We start from the raw sequence: 17209 nt of genomic DNA on the forward strand, positions 1-17209 counted from the left end.
TCTTGGTCGAATTCCCGACTACTGCTCAGGTTTTGAAGTCGCTAGGGGCGTATCGGCTCGGGGCAGATCCCGGTTTGTTCCCCGATGATGTTGATCTCGGCGTTGGAACGAGGGTCAGCGCCGTAGTTGATCTGGTCGGTGCATTTCTCGGAGGGCTCGACGGCATCGGGCGGGAGCGGCGCCGGGCATGAACCCATCTGCTCTCCGATGCTGTTGATCTCCGCATTCGAACGAGGGTCACCCACATAATTGATCTGATCGGTGCACTTGGTCGACTCGGTAGCCGGACCAGGGGCCGCAGGGGCAACCGCGCTGGTCGAGACCGGGGTCCAGGCCGGCGCTGCTCCGCCCGCCGGGACTCCGGGGGTGGATGCGTCCGTACCGCCGCCCACCGAGTTGGAGCTTTCGACTGTCTCCGAAGTGGTCGCTGCGGTCAGCGGCGGTGGGGTCGTAGACGCCGCAACCACCGATGTAGTCGTCGGTTCGTCTCCTGGAGCGCTGTTGTCATCACTCGAACACCCTGTCATCGCGCACACCACCCCGATCGTCAGTACGGCGAGCAGCACTCGCAGACGCCGAGTCTTGTTGGTCAGCAATACTTCAGGCATTTGCTCTCACACTCCTCGATACGCGGATCAGCTCGTTCCGCCCAAGCGGTGAACACCGACGTGACTCACTCTAGGAGCCTGATTCCATCGGTTTCGTAACAGAATTCCGTCGGTCGCGTACCAACTCTCGACGGTCCTGACATTCATACGATTACGTAACGGTGGGTGGCAAAACTCCGATATCGAGATCACCTGTGATCGTATGAAAACGCACATGCCGATGAGAGGGTTCGCAGCGGCCGGGGAGGGGAACGTGTTGTATCGGAGTGACATCTGCGGCGGTCGATCAGACCGTACTCGCAGCCTGTTCGGTACAGCGCTCGCGGCAGCAACCCTCGGAGCGTCCGTGATCACCGGCTGCGCGTCCACCCAGGGCGTTGTGATCGAAGGCGATGTCGCTTCCACCGGGTTGCCCGTCACACAACCTGCAGACCTGGCCAGACGGGTTGCCGAAAACTCGAGGTTGGGCCGGGCGCTCCTCGACGATCCTGGGGTGTCCGAGGGAGTGAAGACAGAACTTCGGTCGTGCCCTGACTGGTATCCGATCTCGGTCGGGTCCATCCTTCTCGATCCAGGCGCACCGCGTATCGTGCCGGAGACCGAACTCGTCGTCATGAATGTGTATCCGTGCCAACCGGCCCACCAACCCGGGACCGGAGTGTCGATTTCGGTCAACCTTGCCGGCTACGTCTACCGCAGCGGCAAGGCCGGTTCGAGTGAAGACGATCCCGAACTGGGTGAGCGCCTGTTCTCCGTCGAAGAGCGCGGAAAGTTCATCGTCAGCGGTCAACGCGCCGCGAGTTTGTCTGTCCTGGAAACGGATCCGCGGCCACCGGAGTTCGAATGTTGCCCCCGTCCACCGCTTCGGACCGAGTTCCACTGGGATGGAATGGAGTTCATCCGTGATTGATCGCCGTCGGCGCGCGATGCTCGCCGGTGTTTGCCTGCCGGTCGCGTTTGCTCTCGCCTCCTGTTTCACCGAGCCTGAATCAGAACCCACTCCGAATATCGCAGCATCACTCGACCCCTCGGATCTCTCACAGGGCTTGAGCATCGATCCTGTTGCCCTCCTCAGAGCAGACCCGGAAGTGTCCGATGCGGTCAAGGACAGTCTCCGACTGTGCGGTGATGCGAACTTCCCCTACGAAATCCGGTACTCCCCCGTGACAGGCGCCGTTTGGCAAGATGCCGTCGTCAATGTCTTCACCTGCGAGTCTGTCGGCATCTGGGGACGACCGGCCCCACCGGTCAGCTTCATGGTCGCCGGATTCGTCTACCAGATCGACGAATCGGGCGCTCACAAAGTCTTCGGAGTGCAAGACCCGGGACGCTACGTCGTCGGCTCAACCGGAGGATTGTCGGTCATGGTCGACCTGTGCAAAGACCCCGGCATTCCGGAGTTCTGTCAATCGTCGACTGCATACAAGTGGACCGGTGAAGGGTTTGAGAGTGTTCCGTTCCCATGAAAGCGAAGGCCGATGACCGATCCGTTGATTTTGCTGGTCGAAGACGACGCTGTCATCCGCGAAGCAACGCAATTGAATCTCGAACGCAACGGGTTTCGGGTGATCACCGCATCGGGAGGGTTGACCGGAATGAATATGGCGGTCGACGCCAAGCCGGATATCGCCGTCCTCGACGTGATGCTTCCCGACCTGAACGGAATCAGCCTGTGCCGACGCATTCGTGAGGAACTGTCGGTGCCGGTCATCATGCTGTCCGCGCGCGACGACCCGGTCGACATCGTTCTCGGATTGGAAGCCGGTGCCGACGACTACGTCACCAAGCCCTTCGACAGCGGTGTCCTGGTGGCACGCATCCGAAGTGTGCTCCGGCGGGTCGAATCCCATTCCGGTACGGAGAAAGACATCGTGACTCTCGGCGATCTGGAGATCGATCGCGAGTTGGTGACCGTCACGCGTTCGGGCGCCGAAGTGGCTCTCACACCCACCGAAATGAAGCTGCTCCTGGTCATGGTGAGTGTGCCGCGCAAAGTCTGGTCTCGCTCCGAACTGCTCTCGGACGTCTGGGATTACGACTGGGGCGGCGATACTCGCATCGTCGACGTTCACGTTCAGCGATTGCGCACGAAGATCGGCTCCGAACAGATCCGGACCGTCCGGGGGTTCGGCTACACGATGGACAACCATCGGTGAGATCGCGGGATCTCGCCGCCAAGCTCCCGTCCACCGGGAGGCGGTTGTCGTTTCAGTGGAAGATCGCGGCGGCCATCACGTTCGTGATTGCCGTCGCCTCGATCACGCTCAGTACCGTGATGCATCAAACCTTTTCACACAACCAAGAGGATGCAGCGCGGGCGGCAGCTGATCGCAATCTCCAACTGGTGCTGCAGGACGAAACGGGCAGCATGCGTGCGCTGTTCCGCGCCACCACAGATGGTCTCGACGTTCCGGAAGAGTTGCGCGAGGCCGTGGCGGGCGGCAAACGTGCCACCTACCTTGTCGACAGCGGGGACCAGCCATTCGTCTGGGCTGCTGCCGACGTCAACACTCAGGTGGTGGCGATTCGCGTCCCGTACACCGCGCAGCGGGAATCGATCGCCAGCGTCGATCGGACACTTCGCAACGCCACCGTCGCAGTGATCGCAGCGGGTGCCGTCCTGGGTGTGCTGCTTGGACTCGCGATGTCGTATCGATTGCGCTCGGCCGCCCGTGCGGCCCGCAAAGTGTCTACCGGAGCGAACATCCGCGTCCGCTCGGTCACCTGGTCACTCTTCGACGACGAGATCACCGAGCTGGCGGATGCGGTCGACGCAATGTCGGATGCGCTGCGGGGACAACTGGACGCCGAGAAGCGCGTGACAGCCAACATCGCGCACGATCTCAGAACACCCATCTCCGGACTGGTCGGCGCCGCAGAGCTCCTGCCACCCGGTAGGCCAACCGAATTGGTGCGCGACGGCGTCCACAAACTCAGGAGGCTCGCCGAGGACGTCATCGAAGTGGCCCGCCTCGACACCACCTCCGAGCAGGCTGACATCCAATCGGTGGAACTGGCACCGGTGGTTCACCACGCGATTTCCACCACCGGGGTGGAGTGCAAAGTGAGAGTTCACGGGACCCCTGTGTCGCACACCGACGCACGTCGGCTCGAGCGGATCATCGCCAACCTGATCTTGAATGCTCGAAATCACGGTAAGCCGCCGATCAATGTCGACGTCGACCACTCCCGCGTCACGGTGCGGGATCGGGGCATCGGGTTCACTGAAGAGTGGCTTCGTCAGGGGCCGAGGAGATTTCAGACCAACTCCGTCGAACGCGGCCCGAACTCAGGCCTGGGCCTCGGCTTGACGATCGTAGTGGGACAAGCGGCGGTCATCGGCGCTCGTATCAACTTCTCGAACCATCCGAACGGGGGCGCGGTGGTGACGATCGACCTCCCTGAATGCCCGTCAGACGAGTTCGATTGACACCGAGCCAGTTCTGCCGATCGGCCGGGACGCAGTGCCCCGGCCGATCAGTGGTGTCTCAGGTTCAAACCTGTCCGACAGCGACTCCGGTGCGAACGTCCGGTGCACCAAGGCGCGCCGCATCAGCGGTCAGGTCATCGGGCTGCTCCTGAGATTCCCGCTCGGCTGCAACACGCAACCGGTAGTGTTCGATCTCCTCGGCAATGTGCTCGGGAGTCCAACCCAGCACCGGCGCAACCAGTTCCGCAACTTCGGCAGCTGCCGCATCGCCGCGATCGGTAACCTCGATGGAGATGCGGGTGCGACGGGTGAGGATGTCGTCGAGATGCTGTGCACCCTCGTGACTCGCGGCGTAGTGAATCTCCGCCTTGAGGTACTCAGGGGCGGAGTCCAACGGCTGCCCCAGTTCAGGCCTCGCCTCGATGAGTTCGAACAACTCGTCAGCCAAAGTGCCGTACCGCCCGAGTAGGTGCTCGATGGTCGAAACGTGGAGCCCGGTGCGCTCAGCGGTGAGATGCCGATTGTTGTGTGCGGCAAAATAACCGTCGGCACCCACCAGTTGGATACGCTCGGTGCAGGACTTCGGCACCTTCTGTTCCAATCCGTGCACCGCGGAATCGACAGCGTCCTTGGCCATCACGCGGTAAGTGGTGTACTTGCCACCGGCGACCACCGTCAAACCTCGGACCGGACTCGACACCGCATGCTCACGCGAGAGAGTGCTGGTCGAATCCGATTCGCCGAACAGCAACGGACGCAACCCCGCGTACACACCGACGACGTCCTCGTGCGTCAACTCGTCCTGAAGGAGCTTGTTGACATGTCCGAGGATGTAGTCGATATCGCTTCGGCTCGCTGCCGGATGGGCGAGGTCGAGGTTCCAGTCGGTGTCCGTCGTACCGATGATCCAGTGGCTTCCCCACGGAATCACGAACAGCAGACTCTTCTCGGTCCGCGTGATGATTCCGGTCGCAGAGTTGATGCGGTTTCGCGGGACGACCAAATGCACACCTTTCGAAGCGCGAACCTGGAATTGTCCTCGACCACCTACCATTTCCTGAATCTCGTCAGTCCACACACCGGCGGCGTTGATGACCTGACGAGCACGGATCTCGAACGCGCGACCTGTTTCCAGATCCACGGCCTTCACCCCGACTACGCGGTCCTCCTCACGGAGAAAGCCGATTACGCGGGTGCTGTTGACGCACAGCGCACCGTACTCGGCCGCCGTGCGCGCCAGCATCATCGTGTGGCGGGCGTCATCTACCTGACCCTCGTAGAACTTGACCGAACCCCGGATAGCAGAGCGCTTTCCGGACGGAAACGATTCGAGAGTCTTCTTCTTGCCCACATGCTTGTGGTGTGAGGGAACCCCGCGGCCTGCGCCCATCACGTCGTAGACGCCGATGCCCAGACCGACGTACGGCCGGTCGATCAACTTCTCGAGTGGGTAGATGAACGGCACCGGCTTCGCGAGATGCGGGCACAGCGAATTCAGAACCAGCGACCGCTCACGCAGTGCCTCGAACACGAGCGCAAAATTGAACTGCTCGAGGTAACGCAGTCCGCCGTGGAACAGCTTGCTCGACCTGCTCGAGGTTCCGGACGCGAAGTCGCGAGCCTCCACCAAGCCCACCTTCAGACCGCGAGTTGCGGCGTCGAGCGCGCTACCCGCTCCGACCACGCCACCGCCGATAACGAGGACGTCGAGTTCGGTTTCTTCCAACTTCTTCAGCGACTCCGCCCGCGAGGACGGACTCAATGCTTGTGCTGTGCTCATGAAAACTGTTCCTTCACTTGAAAATAGGTAGAAATGGGGGCGCCGCGATCAGTCTGCGTCGACCCAGTCGAGTGTCCGAGTGACGGCTTTCTGCCAGCCTGCATACAGGCGCTCACGCTCGGCCGAATCCATCGACGGCGTCCAGCTCTTGTCCTTCGCCCAGTTGCTGCGAATGTCGTCCTCGCTCTCCCAGTACCCGACCGCGAGACCAGCGGCGTACGCAGCGCCCAATGCCGTGGTCTCCGCAACGACAGGGCGGATCACCTCGACGTCGAGCAGATCGGCCTGGAATTGCATGAGGAGTTCGTTCGCGACCATTCCGCCGTCGACCTTGAGAACCTTCAAGTCGACACCCGAGTCGAGGTTCATCGCCTCGATCACCTCACGACTCTGGTACGCAGTCGCTTCGAGCACCGCCCGGGCAAGGTGCCCCTTGTTCACGAACCTTGTCAGACCGACGATCGCACCGCGTGCATCCGCGCGCCAATGCGGTGCAAACAGGCCCGAGAACGCGGGCACGAAGTACGCGCCACCGTTGTCGTCCACAGAGCGCGCGTTCACCTCGATGTCGGCCGCGTTGTCGATCATGCCGAGGTTGTCCCGAAGCCACTGGACCAGCGAACCGGTAACGGCGATCGATCCTTCCAGTGCGTAAACCGTTGGCTGCTCACCGATCTTGTAACAGACCGTCGTCAACAAGCCGTTCTTGCTCATCACCTTTTCGGTGCCGGTGTTGAGGAGCACGAAGTTGCCGGTTCCGTAGGTGTTCTTCGCTTCTCCGGGCGAGAGGCAGGCCTGACCGAAAGTCGCTGCTTGCTGATCGCCGAGGATTCCGGCGATCGGCACGCCGGACAACGTTCCGCGTTCGCGCACGAATCCGAAAGTTTCGGACGAGCTGCGAATCTCGGGGAGCATCGATTCGGGGATGCCCATGTCGGCGCAGATCGCCGAATCCCAAGCGAGAGTGTCGAGATCCATCAACAGAGTGCGCGACGCGTTGGTGGGGTCGGTAGCGTGCACTCCGCCGTCGACGCCGCCGGTCATGTTCCACAGCACCCAGGTGTCCATCGTGCCGAAGCACAACTCGCCTGCTTCGGCCTTCTCACGCGCGCCCTCGACGTTGTCGAGAATCCACTTGACCTTGGGGCCCGAAAAGTACGTGGCCAACGGCAATCCGGTGACTTCGGTGTACTTCCTGGGGCCGTCTTCGCCGGCGAGTGCAGTACAGATTCGATCGGTGCGTGTGTCCTGCCAGACGATGGCGTTGTAAACGGGCTTTCCGGTTGCTCGTTCCCAGACCACTGCCGTCTCACGCTGATTGGTGATGCCGACGGATGCGATGTCGGCCGCGGTCAGATCTGCGTTGGCCAAGGCGCCCGCGGTGACGTTGCGGACGTTGTCCCAAATTTCGATCGGATCGTGTTCGACCCAGCCTGCCTGCGGAAAGATCTGTGTGTGCTCGTGCTGTTCGACAGCGACTACGTGCCCACTGTGATCGAAGATCATGCATCGCGTGGAGGTGGTTCCCTGGTCTATCGCGGCTACGAACTGCGCCATCGTGCTACCCCTTTGGTGTCGAAGAAAGTGCGAAAGATTTACTGTCAGAGATGATGATTCGCCATCAGGCCGGTATCGTGGCCGGCTCCTCGGCTGCCTTCTCCACCGACTCGTCAGGCAGGAATCGACCAATCAGCTTGTCGTAGAGGAACACCCCGATCGGAGCGCCGATCAGCGGCCCCACGATGGGCACCCAGAAATACAGGCTCCCGTACTGATCTCGCCAGGCGCTGCCGTAACCGGTGAGATACGACGCCAGCCGCGGACCGAAGTCACGGGCCGGATTGATGGCGTAACCCGCGTTGGTCGCCCATGCGAATCCGATTGCCACCACGATCAAACCGACGACGAAGGGCGCAAGATTCGCGAGCGGCGGAGTTCCCCGAGTATCGGTCACCGCAACGATGAGGAACAACAGGATCGCCGTGCCGATGATCTGATCTATCAGCGCTGATCCCAGACTGACCGGGAGCGTTCCGTTTCCGGGCATCGTCGAGAAGATCGTCTGAGTCGCCGTTGTGTGTCCGGGATCGATGGCATTGAGCATGTCGTTGTAATTCCACCGGACGATCAGGGCCGCGACAAAGGCTCCAGCGGTCTGCGCCAGCGTGTAGGGCAGGACCTTGCGCCAGGAGAATCCCCGGAAGATCGCAAAGGCGAAGGTCACTGCGGGGTTCAGATGAGCACCCGTCACCCGGCCTGCGACATAGATGCCGAACATGACGCCGAGTCCCCAGGCCCACGCGATACTGTCGTGTCCGCCGAGACCCCCACCGCTCCCGCCGGACACAACCTGCGCCACAACTCCGACGCCGAACAAGATCAAGATCATCGTTCCGGCGAACTCGGCTGCCAACTCGCCTGGAAGCCCTAATCGCTTGGCTTTCTCCATCCCCACCCTCACTTCGTTGTGATGCATGTCATAGTTTGGATTGCTGCACCCGTAGCGTAAGGCCGTTTGCACATTCACGCATAGCTCGTGCACATATGTGCAAATGCCCCATTTGCGCACCGTAACGCGGGTAACAGACACACTTCTGGGACTTTGCGTGATCGAGCGCCTCGGCCTGGGCCTACTCGGATAAGATTCGGTTCAATGCTCTTGCACGTACGTGCAGACAGGACGAACCCATGGAAACTCCCACTTCGGACTCCGCTACCTCCGATCCGGCGGACCCGCGCATCGCCGACGCAGTTCAGGCCGCACGCCTCTACTACTTCCAGGACCAGACCATGGCTGCCATCGGCCGCGACATGGGGGTGTCCCGATCCACCGTCTCCCGATTGATCACCTACGCGCGCACCTCGGGTCTCGTCGAGATCAAGATCAGCACCCCGCACGGCCAGGCTCCTCGCATCGAACGCGAGTTCTCGGAACGGTACGGAGTGCGCGCCCACGTGGTGACCGTGCCGGAACTGGTGGGAGATCTCGAGCGACTCGAAAAGGTCGCAACCTTTGCCGGACGCCTGCTGGCGTCGTTCTTCGACAGCGACATGGTGATGGGGATCGCCTGGGGAACCACTCTCAGTGAAGTCAGCAAGCACCTTGCCCCCAAACGCACGTACAACTCGTACGTCGTGCAACTCAACGGCGCCGCGAATACTCGCACCACCGGGATCTCTTACGCCAGCGACATCATCAGAACCATCGCCGACGCCTACGGTGCTCTGCCACAAGGATTTCCGGTGCCTGCCTTCTTCGACTACCCGGAAACTCGGGAGCAACTGTGGCGCGAACGAAGCATCAAACGCGTCTTGGACATGCAGAAGCGAATGGACCTGGCAGTCTTCAGCATCGGCGTACCGGGCGGCAACGTACCGAGTCACGTCTACACCGCCGGATACCTCGAACCCGATGAAGCAGAAGCACTTCGACGCGACGGAGTGGTCGGCGACATCGCAACCGTCTTCTTCCGGTCGGACGGGAGCTACCGCGGAATCGAACTCAACGAGCGCGCGAGCGGCCCGCGACTGGACCTTTTCGAGAAGGTCGCCAGGCGCGTGTGCATCGTCGCCGGAACAGCAAAACTGCCGGCCCTGGAGGGAGCACTACGGGGCGGGCTGATCACCGATCTGATCATCGACGACGTCAGCGCCACCGCGCTGGTGTCCTGACCGCTGCACCAGCTTCTCGATTCCGTCGAGAAGTAAGCCGAGCGAGAAACTGAAATCGAAGGCATCGTCGCCGGCGGCCTCACCCTCCGGGCTGCCGTCCTCGAAGCCGCCTTCCTCGATTGCTGCACTCAGGTAGGGGAATCCCTCCCGATTGATGACACGAGCAATGAGAGCGCCGTATGCGACGTCGTCGTCTGCCGACTGCGCTGAACGAGAAGCCAGGTCAGCCGAGAATCGAGCGCGGCCGATGACGAACAACGACACGTTGGTCACCACCTGGAACTTCGACGCGGCGCTCAGGGCGACCCCGTCGAGGGCGCTCAGACCCGCGTCGAGCCACGCCATGTTGTTGGGCCCGGTCGGTGGAGCCGTGATGGGCAGCTTGAGCCACCACGGTCGACTCAGCATCGTGGCATACTCCTGATTCGCCCACGCCTCGAGCTTGACGCGCCAGGTCACGCCGTCGGGAATCACCGGCGGCGGCCCGATCACCCGATCCGAAATCAGTTCGATCAGTTCGTCTTTGCTTGCCACGTAGCGGTAGAGCGACATGGTCGTGAACCCGAGCGCTTTGGCCACGCGGCCCATCGACAGAGCGGTGACGCCTTCTGCGTCGGCCAATTCGATCGCGGTGTCGAGAATTTGCTCGAGACTGAGCCCCTTCTTCGGACCCCGCGTTCCCGGCTGGTCCAGTCCCCAGGCCAGTTCAACTGCTCTCGGTAGCGCTCCGCGATCCATAAGCTCCCACTCTTCACTCTTGCCATCATCCTAGAACTGTGTACGCTATAAACACGAGTTTATGACATACACAGTTCTTACTTGGAGGTCTCGATGTCAGGAACGATCCCCGCAATCTCGGTCCGCGGACTCCGTAAGCGCTACGGCGATCAACAGGTACTGGCTGGACTCGACCTGTCGGTCCCGGCCGGATCGGTGTACGCCCTCCTCGGCGCGAACGGCGCCGGAAAGACCACGGCCGTAAGAATTCTCACCACCCTCATCCCCTTCGACGGAGGCGAGGTCATGGTCGCGGGGCATTCACTGCCCGGAGATCCACAGAACGTTCGGCGGCGCATCAGCGTGACCGGGCAGTACGCAGCCGTCGACACCTTGCTGACCGGATTCGAGAACCTCACCCTACTGGGCGAACTGAATCACCTGGGCCGGAAGAACTCCCGTCGCCGTGCCGAGGAATTGCTCGACCAGTTCGTTTTGACGGACTTCGGCGACAAACGCGCCGGCGACTACTCGGGCGGCATGCTCAGACGACTCGACATCGCAATGAGCCTCGTCGCCCGACCGGACGTCGTCTTTCTCGACGAACCCACCACCGGCCTGGACCCGCGAAGCCGCCACGACATGTGGTCGATCGTTCGAGGACTCACAGCGTCAGGCGTCACCATCTTCCTCACCACCCAATACCTCGACGAGGCAGACGAATTGGCCGATACGGTCGGCGTGCTGAGCGGCGGCCGCATCGTCGCCGAGGGAACACCGGACGAACTCAAACGCCTTGTTCCCGGCGGCCACGTCGCACTGCAATTCGAGAACCTGGCCCAACTCGAACTCGCCGCGGCATCACTGCCGCAGGCGCATTCGAATGCCGAGACCTTGACCCTGCACATCCCTTCCGACGGGGCAGTTCCGTCGATCAAAGCGATCCTCGACTCGATCGACGATCCGTCGATCACCGTCGAGAAGTTCTCCGTTCACACTCCGGATCTGGACGACGTGTTCTTCGCGCTCACCGGATCAGGCCAACCCGAGATTGCGAGCGTTCGATGACCTCCACCATTGCAATCGATTCCGCGGTGATGCTCCGCCGGAATCTCAAACACGTTCTGCGCAGTCCGGATTCGATGATCACCGCGATAGCCCTTCCGGTCATGCTCATGCTGCTGTTCGTCTACGTCTTCGGCGGCGCCATCAACACCGGTAGCGAGTACATCGACTACGTCGTGCCAGGAATCATCCTTCTGTGCGCCGGTTTCGGCGCCTCGACCACTGCGGTCAGCGTCTCGAGCGACATGAAGGACGGGATCATCGACCGTTTCCGGACCTTGGCGATCTCTCCGCCGTCGGTCCTGACCGGTCATGTACTGGCCAGCGTCGTCCGCAACGTCCTGACTACGGCGATCGTGGTCGTGGTTGCGCTGATCATGGGATTTCGCCCGACCAGCGATCCGTTGCGCTGGCTCGGCGTCGCCGCTGTGATCGTCGCCTTCGTCTTTGCCATGTCGTACCTCTCGACAGCTTTGGGACTCTTGGCCAAGAACGCGGAGGCTGCAAGCGGATTCACCTTCGCCATCATGTTCCTGCCCTACGTCAGCACTGCTTTCGTACCGGCTGAGACCATGCCGTCCTGGCTGCAGGGGTTTGCCCGGCACCAACCCGTGACTCCGATCATCGAGACTGTGCGCGGACTCCTGATGGGCACGCCGATCGGGAACAGCGCGGCCATCGCCCTCGCGTGGTGCCTGGGCATCGCCGCCGTGGGATTCGTGTGGTCGAACTGGCTCTACCGACGAAAGACCGCGAGCTGACCACACAAGAAAGCCCCACACCTGACGGTGCGGGGCTGCTTGTGCTGTGCGCCTTTATTAACCGCGGGGGGTTAATAAAGGCGCACAGTGGATTACTTGGCGTCCAGCAGATCGATCACGAAGACCAAGGTCTTGCCGGAAAGCTGGTGCCCTGCACCGGCGGGGCCGTATGCCAGCTCCGGCGGAATGGTGAGCTGACGGCGTCCGCCGACCTTCATGCCCGGGATGCCGTCCTGCCAGCCCTTGATCAGGCCACGAAGCGGGAACTGAATGGACTCGCCACGGCTCCAGGAAGAGTCGAACTCTTCGCCGGACTCGAACTCGACACCGACGTAGTGAACGTCGACGGTGCCACCGGGAACGGCTTCGGCGCCTTCTCCGACAACCAGATCCTTGATGACCAGATCGGTCGGCGCGGGGCCTTCCTGGAACTCGATTACGGGCTTGCTACTCATGGGTCCTCCTCGTTGAGGCGAAATGTTGGGTACAGAAGACTAGCGGGTGGTGATATCGCTAGGTCACGCGTCAGCGGGACGTGATGTCTCTGTAGTCACGCTCGGTGTAGCCGGTGTAGATCTGGCGCGGGCGGCCGATCTTCGTAGCCGGATCCTCGTGCATTTCACGCCAGTGCGCAATCCAGCCGGGCAGACGGCCCATGGCGAACAGCACCGTGAACATGCGCGGCGGGAAGCCCATCGCGCGGTAGATGAGGCCGGTGTAGAAGTCGACGTTCGGGTAGAGCTTGCGCTCGATGAAGTAGTCGTCCGTGAGGGCGGCCTCTTCGAGTTGCATTGCGATGTTGAGCAGTTCGTCGTCGCCGCCGAGCTTGGCGAGGATGGTGTGCGCGGTTTCGCGGACCAGCGCAGCGCGCGGATCGTAGTTGCGGTAGACGCGGTGCCCGAAGCCCATGAGCTTCACGCCGTCTTCCTTGTTCTTGACCTTGCGGACGAACTCGGCTGCGGTGCTGCCGCTGGCCTTGATCTCGTCGAGCATCTCGAGCACTGCCTGGTTGGCGCCGCCGTGCAGCGGGCCCCACAGTGCGTTGATGCCGGCAGAGACGGAGGTGAACAGGTTGGCGTCCGACGAGCCGACCATACGCACGGTCGACGTGGAGCAGTTCTGCTCGTGGTCGGCGTGCAGGATCAGCAGCATGTCGAGTGCCTTGGCGACCTCGGGATCACCCTGGTACGGCTCGGCGGGGAAGCCGAACGTCATACGCATGAAGTTCTCGACCAGGTTCAACGAGTTGTCCGGGTACAGGAACGGCTGTCCGACGGACTTCTTGTACGCGTACGCAGCGATGGTCGGCAGCTTCGCGAGAAGACGGATGGTGGACAGTTCCACCTGCTCCGGATCCTCGGGATCGAGCGAATCCTGGTAGTACGCCGACAATGCGTTCACTGCGGACGAGAGAACCGGCATCGGGTGAGCGTTGCGCGGGAATCCGTCGAAGAACCGCTTGAGGTCCTCGTGAAGCAGGGTGTGTCGACGGATGCGGTCCGTGAAGGACTCGAGCTGGGCGTCGGTCGGCAGTTCGCCGTAGATCAGCAGGTAGCTGACCTCGATGAACGTCGACTTACCTGCCAACTGCTCGATGGGATATCCGCGGTAACGCAGGATTCCCTTCTCACCGTCGATGTAGGTGATTGCAGAACTGGTGGATGCAGTGTTCACAAAACCGGGGTCAAGGGTGGTGTACCCCGTTGTGGCCAGCAGCTTTCCCAGCTCGATGCCGTCATTGCCCTCTGTTGCCCTGGCAATGGACATCGTGTACTCACCACCGGGGTAAGTAAGCGTGGGCTTTGTGTCATTGTCAGCGGGCACGAAGGATCCCTCTCAAGCTCGAACCAACGAGTAACTACATGCGATCAACTAGAAACTAGTCGCACGGGAGAGATCGTGCCGAAGGAGGGTCGCTCCACGGCTATTTTTCGGGTACTCACGAACCCGACATACCCACCGAAACTGAAACATGTTCCAGTCTGGGCTTTCCCACTCGCGTGACCGGTACTCCAGTCTACGGAATCGCGCATTTACCCACACTGATCTGCAAATCTCGGCTGCAATTCGCAAATGGGAGCAACGTCGGACCTTCCGGACCACTGACACGGGGTACCGAAAACCGATTGTTATCGGCTGATGCCTACTTGGTGTTACACGATCCCACGGTATGAGAGCCGGATCACAGCGCCTTGATGCCCCAGCTACCCGTCCACGTCTGACCCGGATGAAGCACCAGGAGATCGATGCCCGAGTTGAAGGCGTCAGGCGGGCAGGTCATCGGCTCCAAAGCCAATGCGCGGCCGCGATCGGGATACCCCTTGTCGTTGGCGGGATCTGCGACGAATGCCTGAATCCACGGGAACTCGCGGTTGGTCCACAGGGCAGTGCCCGTTCCATCCGGAGCCAGCAGCTCGTGTTGCGTGCGACCACTGCCGTCGACGACGTCCAATGCGCTGTACGGAGTGTCCAACTGCACCCCGGCAAGCAGTCTCGGTGTCCGGAAGTCGTAGTCCGTACCGGCGACTGCCTGCGAATACGCGTTCGGCAGCATCCTTGCCGGATCGATCGGCAACCGCGTGCCTGCTGCCAGATGCAGAGCACATTCGTCGAGCGGAAAGTCGCCGGCGCGAATGAAGGTGTGCATTCCGAGCCCGAACGGCGACGAGGTCGCACCCTTGTTCGTGGCCGTGTGCGTGACGGTCAGTCCGTCGGCACCGACCTCGTAGGCGACCGTCAGCTGCAACGGATAGGGCCAACCCTTGTGAAGTCCCACGTCGACCGACAGTTCGACGCGCTCGTACGTGTGGTCCACGAGGCTCCAATTGCGACGCCGGACGAACCCGTGGCTCGCGTTCCCCAGCGCAGGTTCGGTGATCTCGAGTTGATGCTCGATCCCGTCGAACATGAAGTGCCCGTCGCGAATTCGGTTGGGCCACGGCGCGAGAACCAATCCGGCCGACAGCGGTGGCTTCGATCCGAGTGCCCAGGTCTCGGTCAGCGCGCGCTGACCGTTCGGTCCTTCGTGATCGAGTAGCCGCAACCCGGCACCGGCCGCGGCGATCTCGGCTCGATAGCCTCCACCACGGATCTCGAACCCTCCCCTACCCGTGCTGTGCGGCGCAGTCATACGTACCAGTTTCCACCACGAGCGACCGGTTAACCAGGACGTCAGACGGCGCGTCCCACCTTGTAGCGAACGAATGCCGGAAATGCGAGGGCAGAAAGGACAACACCGACAATCACCAGGAAGCCGCCGCCCGCTGCCGCGACACCGGTCCCGAACAGGAAGGCTGCACCGCCGTGCAGCACGTCACCGATACGCGGACCACCCGCCACGACCACGATGAACACGCCCTGCAGTCGTCCGCGCATGTCGTCGGTTGCCACTTGCTGGAGCATCGTGCTGCGGAAAGCCGCCGAGACCATGTCGACGGCTCCGCCGAATGCCAGGAATGCGACCGCCACCCAGAGCAGAATCACACTGGAACCGGGACTCGCGAAGTACACGGCAACGCCGAAGCCGACCATGGACAGCCCCCACAGCGCGATGCAGACCAGAACGGCTCGCCCCTGGTACTGAACCCGTGGCAACCAACCCGAGAAGACTCCGCCCAGAACGGCTCCCACCGACATCGCCGCGAACAGCAGTCCCAGCGCAAAACCGCCGCTGGCGGGGTCACCGAAGGATTCGTGAGCGATCTCCGGGAACAGTGCTCGCGACATCCCGAACACCATCGCGATGATGTCCACCACGAACGACGCGAGCAGAACCTTCTGCGTCGCGAGATACGTGAAACCGCCGAGGACCTCGCTCAATCCGGCTCGCCGAGACGTTCCGGTCGGCGGAATCGCCGGGAGCTTCCATACCGCCCACAGAGTGGCGAGAAGAAAGATCGAGTCGAGCAGGTACAGCAGTTGCAGACCGGCCGACGGTATGAGGACACCCGCCAGTAGCGGGCCGGCTATCGCACCGAACTGCACGACAGTCATGTTCAGCGAGTTCGCGGCCGGTAACTGCCTGCCCGGAATCAACCGAGGGATGATCGCCGCTCGCGTCGGCTGGTTCACCGCGAAGAACGCCTGTTGAACCGAGAACAATCCGAGCACCAACCACACGTTGTTCACGTTCAGGGCAGCCTGGATCCAGAACAGCACCGACGTGACGCCGAGTCCGATCGAGGTGATCATCAACAGCCGTCGTCTATCCATGACGTCGGCCAGTGCGCCGCCCCACAGACCGAAAACGACCAGCGGGACCAGACCGAAGATTCCCGTCAGACCGACGTAGGCCGAGCTTCGGGTGATCTCGTACACCTGTTGCGGTACGGCGACCACGCTGAGCTGAGCGCCGATGACGGTGACGATGCCGGCCGTCCACAGCCGTCGATAGTCGCGATTCTCGAGCGGAGTCGTGTCCGCGAGTAGCCGGCTCACGGCTGGAGACGGACGGCGGACCACTGTCCGTCGACGAGGCTCGTGCGAACTCGATTGTGCATGCGGTTCGCGCGTCCTTGCCAGAACTCGACAGACTCGGGCCGAATCAGAATCCCGCCCCAGTTCGGTGGCACCGGAATCTCACCGTCCACGCCGAATCGAGCAGCGACCTCACGCAGTTGCTCGTCGAGATCGGCACGCGAGTCGATCGGACGAGACTGCGACGACGCCCACGCGCCGAGCTGTGAACCTCGAGGCCTGGTTCGCCAATACTCCTGCGTCAGTTGAGCACTCACCCGCTCGGTGGTGCCGCGGACGATCACCTGCCTGGCAAGAGTCAGCCACGTGAAGTTCGCCGACGCGTACGGGTGGGCGTCGAGGTGACGAGCCTTGTCGGATCCGTAGTTGGTGAAGAAGAGGACGCCGTCCTCGCTGAGCCCTTTGCAGAGCACGGTGCGCGACGCCGGACGGCCACCGTCGTCCACCGTCGACAGAGTCATGGCGTTGGGCTCCGGCGCGTCAGCTTCGACGGCGTCCACGAGCCATTGGCGCATGAGGGGCAGCCAACCGGTTTCGACAACCGAAGTATCCAATTCCGCACTCATGCGGTCCTCGACGGACTCCGATTCGCTGCCTGCTTGCGGATAGCCCACACGCATGGCCGCGAGTTCGTTGTCCACCGCCTGCGGGTCCTGACGTTCATTCGACACAGCCGAGAACGCTACTCCCGGGTACTCAC

At 62.0% G+C, this 17209-nt stretch carries 17 protein-coding genes; 7 read left to right on the top strand and 10 right to left on the bottom strand.

Features of this window, described 5'->3' with window-relative positions; all coding sequences use genetic code 11:
• Nucleotides 1-41: 41 nt before the first annotated feature.
• Nucleotides 42-608 carry a hypothetical protein gene (locus AC1Q6C_RS02695; RefSeq protein ID WP_030535373.1) on the bottom strand — a complete coding sequence of 189 codons (567 nt, stop codon included), beginning with the start codon at nucleotides 606-608 and terminating at the stop codon, nucleotides 42-44.
• Nucleotides 609-861: 253 nt separating this feature from the next.
• On the opposite strand from AC1Q6C_RS02695, the gene AC1Q6C_RS02700 reads away from it, so the two are divergent.
• From AC1Q6C_RS02700 to AC1Q6C_RS02715, 4 genes are read left to right on the top strand one after another with little or no spacing between them, the layout of a single operon-like run.
• Nucleotides 862-1518 (top strand): hypothetical protein, encoded by a 657-nt coding sequence (locus AC1Q6C_RS02700; RefSeq protein WP_003939689.1) that lies wholly within the window; start codon nucleotides 862-864, stop codon nucleotides 1516-1518.
• Complete coding sequence (locus tag AC1Q6C_RS02705) at nucleotides 1511-2074, top strand: hypothetical protein (RefSeq protein WP_230358976.1); 564 nt, start codon at nucleotides 1511-1513, stop codon at nucleotides 2072-2074. The genes AC1Q6C_RS02700 and AC1Q6C_RS02705 overlap by 8 nt, the downstream gene beginning before the upstream one ends.
• Before the next feature lie 12 nt (nucleotides 2075-2086).
• The gene (locus AC1Q6C_RS02710; protein ID WP_230358977.1) at nucleotides 2087-2764 is read left to right on the top strand and encodes a response regulator; all 678 of its coding nucleotides are present in this window, start codon (nucleotides 2087-2089) and stop codon (nucleotides 2762-2764) included.
• Entirely contained in the window at nucleotides 2761-4038 is a 1278-nt protein-coding gene (locus AC1Q6C_RS02715; protein ID WP_230358978.1) for a sensor histidine kinase, read from the top strand. The genes AC1Q6C_RS02710 and AC1Q6C_RS02715 overlap by 4 nt, the downstream gene beginning before the upstream one ends.
• A 64-nt stretch (nucleotides 4039-4102) precedes the next feature.
• On the opposite strand, the gene AC1Q6C_RS02720 is transcribed toward AC1Q6C_RS02715, so the two are convergent.
• The 3 genes from AC1Q6C_RS02720 to AC1Q6C_RS02730 all read right to left on the bottom strand — a co-directional run bounded on the left by AC1Q6C_RS02720 (nucleotide 4103) and on the right by AC1Q6C_RS02730 (nucleotide 8267).
• On the bottom strand, nucleotides 4103-5818 hold the full coding sequence (locus tag AC1Q6C_RS02720) for a glycerol-3-phosphate dehydrogenase/oxidase (protein ID WP_230358979.1): 1716 nt from the start codon (nucleotides 5816-5818) through the stop codon (nucleotides 4103-4105).
• Between the two features lie 48 nt (nucleotides 5819-5866).
• A complete protein-coding gene (glpK, locus tag AC1Q6C_RS02725; RefSeq protein WP_003939742.1) occupies nucleotides 5867-7375 on the bottom strand; it encodes a glycerol kinase GlpK in 1509 nt (502 codons plus the stop codon).
• Between the two features lie 64 nt (nucleotides 7376-7439).
• Complete coding sequence (locus AC1Q6C_RS02730) at nucleotides 7440-8267, bottom strand: MIP/aquaporin family protein (RefSeq protein WP_003940085.1); 828 nt, start codon at nucleotides 8265-8267, stop codon at nucleotides 7440-7442.
• A 239-nt stretch (nucleotides 8268-8506) separates the two neighbouring features.
• Here AC1Q6C_RS02730 and AC1Q6C_RS02735 point away from each other — a divergent pair, with 239 nt between their 5' ends.
• Nucleotides 8507-9490: a sugar-binding transcriptional regulator gene (locus AC1Q6C_RS02735; protein WP_007733475.1), complete on the top strand. Its 984-nt coding sequence runs from the start codon at nucleotides 8507-8509 to the stop codon at nucleotides 9488-9490.
• On the opposite strand, the gene AC1Q6C_RS02740 is transcribed toward AC1Q6C_RS02735, so the two are convergent.
• Nucleotides 9425-10228 (bottom strand): TetR/AcrR family transcriptional regulator, encoded by an 804-nt coding sequence (locus AC1Q6C_RS02740; RefSeq protein ID WP_007733476.1) that lies wholly within the window; start codon nucleotides 10226-10228, stop codon nucleotides 9425-9427. The two genes, AC1Q6C_RS02735 and AC1Q6C_RS02740, sit on opposite strands and share 66 nt — an antisense overlap.
• Before the next feature lie 93 nt (nucleotides 10229-10321).
• Here AC1Q6C_RS02740 and AC1Q6C_RS02745 point away from each other — a divergent pair, with 93 nt between their 5' ends.
• Nucleotides 10322-11275: an ATP-binding cassette domain-containing protein gene (locus tag AC1Q6C_RS02745; protein ID WP_063315906.1), complete on the top strand. Its 954-nt coding sequence runs from the start codon at nucleotides 10322-10324 to the stop codon at nucleotides 11273-11275.
• Complete coding sequence (locus tag AC1Q6C_RS02750) at nucleotides 11272-12033, top strand: ABC transporter permease (protein WP_230358980.1); 762 nt, start codon at nucleotides 11272-11274, stop codon at nucleotides 12031-12033. The genes AC1Q6C_RS02745 and AC1Q6C_RS02750 overlap by 4 nt, the downstream gene beginning before the upstream one ends.
• Nucleotides 12034-12125: 92 nt before the next feature.
• On the opposite strand, the gene AC1Q6C_RS02755 is transcribed toward AC1Q6C_RS02750, so the two are convergent.
• From AC1Q6C_RS02755 to pdxH, 5 genes are all read right to left on the bottom strand, one after another.
• Entirely contained in the window at nucleotides 12126-12488 is a 363-nt protein-coding gene (locus tag AC1Q6C_RS02755) for an FKBP-type peptidyl-prolyl cis-trans isomerase (protein ID WP_003940440.1), read from the bottom strand.
• 70 nt (nucleotides 12489-12558) lie between these two features.
• Nucleotides 12559-13857 (bottom strand): citrate synthase, encoded by a 1299-nt coding sequence (locus AC1Q6C_RS02760; RefSeq protein ID WP_003940509.1) that lies wholly within the window; start codon nucleotides 13855-13857, stop codon nucleotides 12559-12561.
• Between the two features lie 358 nt (nucleotides 13858-14215).
• Nucleotides 14216-15163 carry an aldose 1-epimerase family protein gene (locus AC1Q6C_RS02765; RefSeq protein ID WP_042921680.1) on the bottom strand — a complete coding sequence of 316 codons (948 nt, stop codon included), beginning with the start codon at nucleotides 15161-15163 and terminating at the stop codon, nucleotides 14216-14218.
• A gap of 41 nt (nucleotides 15164-15204) precedes the next feature.
• Nucleotides 15205-16470 carry an MFS transporter gene (locus tag AC1Q6C_RS02770; protein ID WP_021332219.1) on the bottom strand — a complete coding sequence of 422 codons (1266 nt, stop codon included), beginning with the start codon at nucleotides 16468-16470 and terminating at the stop codon, nucleotides 15205-15207.
• Nucleotides 16467-17180: a pyridoxamine 5'-phosphate oxidase gene (pdxH, locus tag AC1Q6C_RS02775; protein ID WP_007733483.1), complete on the bottom strand. Its 714-nt coding sequence runs from the start codon at nucleotides 17178-17180 to the stop codon at nucleotides 16467-16469. The genes AC1Q6C_RS02770 and pdxH overlap by 4 nt, the downstream gene beginning before the upstream one ends.
• Nucleotides 17181-17209: the final 29 nt, after the last annotated feature.

The sequence above is a fragment of the Rhodococcus sp. MT28 genome (assembly GCF_058792695.1).

Coding starts and splice junctions, on each gene's coding strand:
- AC1Q6C_RS02695 (WP_030535373.1), bottom strand. CDS start 608: ATGCCTGAAGTATTGCTGACCAACAAGACTCGGCGTCTGCGAGTGCTG.
- AC1Q6C_RS02710 (WP_230358977.1), top strand. CDS start 2,087: ATGACCGATCCGTTGATTTTGCTGGTCGAAGACGACGCTGTCATCCGC.
- AC1Q6C_RS02720 (WP_230358979.1), bottom strand. CDS start 5,818: ATGAGCACAGCACAAGCATTGAGTCCGTCCTCGCGGGCGGAGTCGCTG.
- glpK (WP_003939742.1), bottom strand. CDS start 7,375: ATGGCGCAGTTCGTAGCCGCGATAGACCAGGGAACCACCTCCACGCGA.
- AC1Q6C_RS02730 (WP_003940085.1), bottom strand. CDS start 8,267: ATGGAGAAAGCCAAGCGATTAGGGCTTCCAGGCGAGTTGGCAGCCGAG.
- AC1Q6C_RS02735 (WP_007733475.1), top strand. CDS start 8,507: ATGGAAACTCCCACTTCGGACTCCGCTACCTCCGATCCGGCGGACCCG.
- AC1Q6C_RS02740 (WP_007733476.1), bottom strand. CDS start 10,228: ATGGATCGCGGAGCGCTACCGAGAGCAGTTGAACTGGCCTGGGGACTG.
- AC1Q6C_RS02745 (WP_063315906.1), top strand. CDS start 10,322: ATGTCAGGAACGATCCCCGCAATCTCGGTCCGCGGACTCCGTAAGCGC.
- AC1Q6C_RS02750 (WP_230358980.1), top strand. CDS start 11,272: ATGACCTCCACCATTGCAATCGATTCCGCGGTGATGCTCCGCCGGAAT.
- AC1Q6C_RS02755 (WP_003940440.1), bottom strand. CDS start 12,488: ATGAGTAGCAAGCCCGTAATCGAGTTCCAGGAAGGCCCCGCGCCGACC.
- AC1Q6C_RS02765 (WP_042921680.1), bottom strand. CDS start 15,163: ATGACTGCGCCGCACAGCACGGGTAGGGGAGGGTTCGAGATCCGTGGT.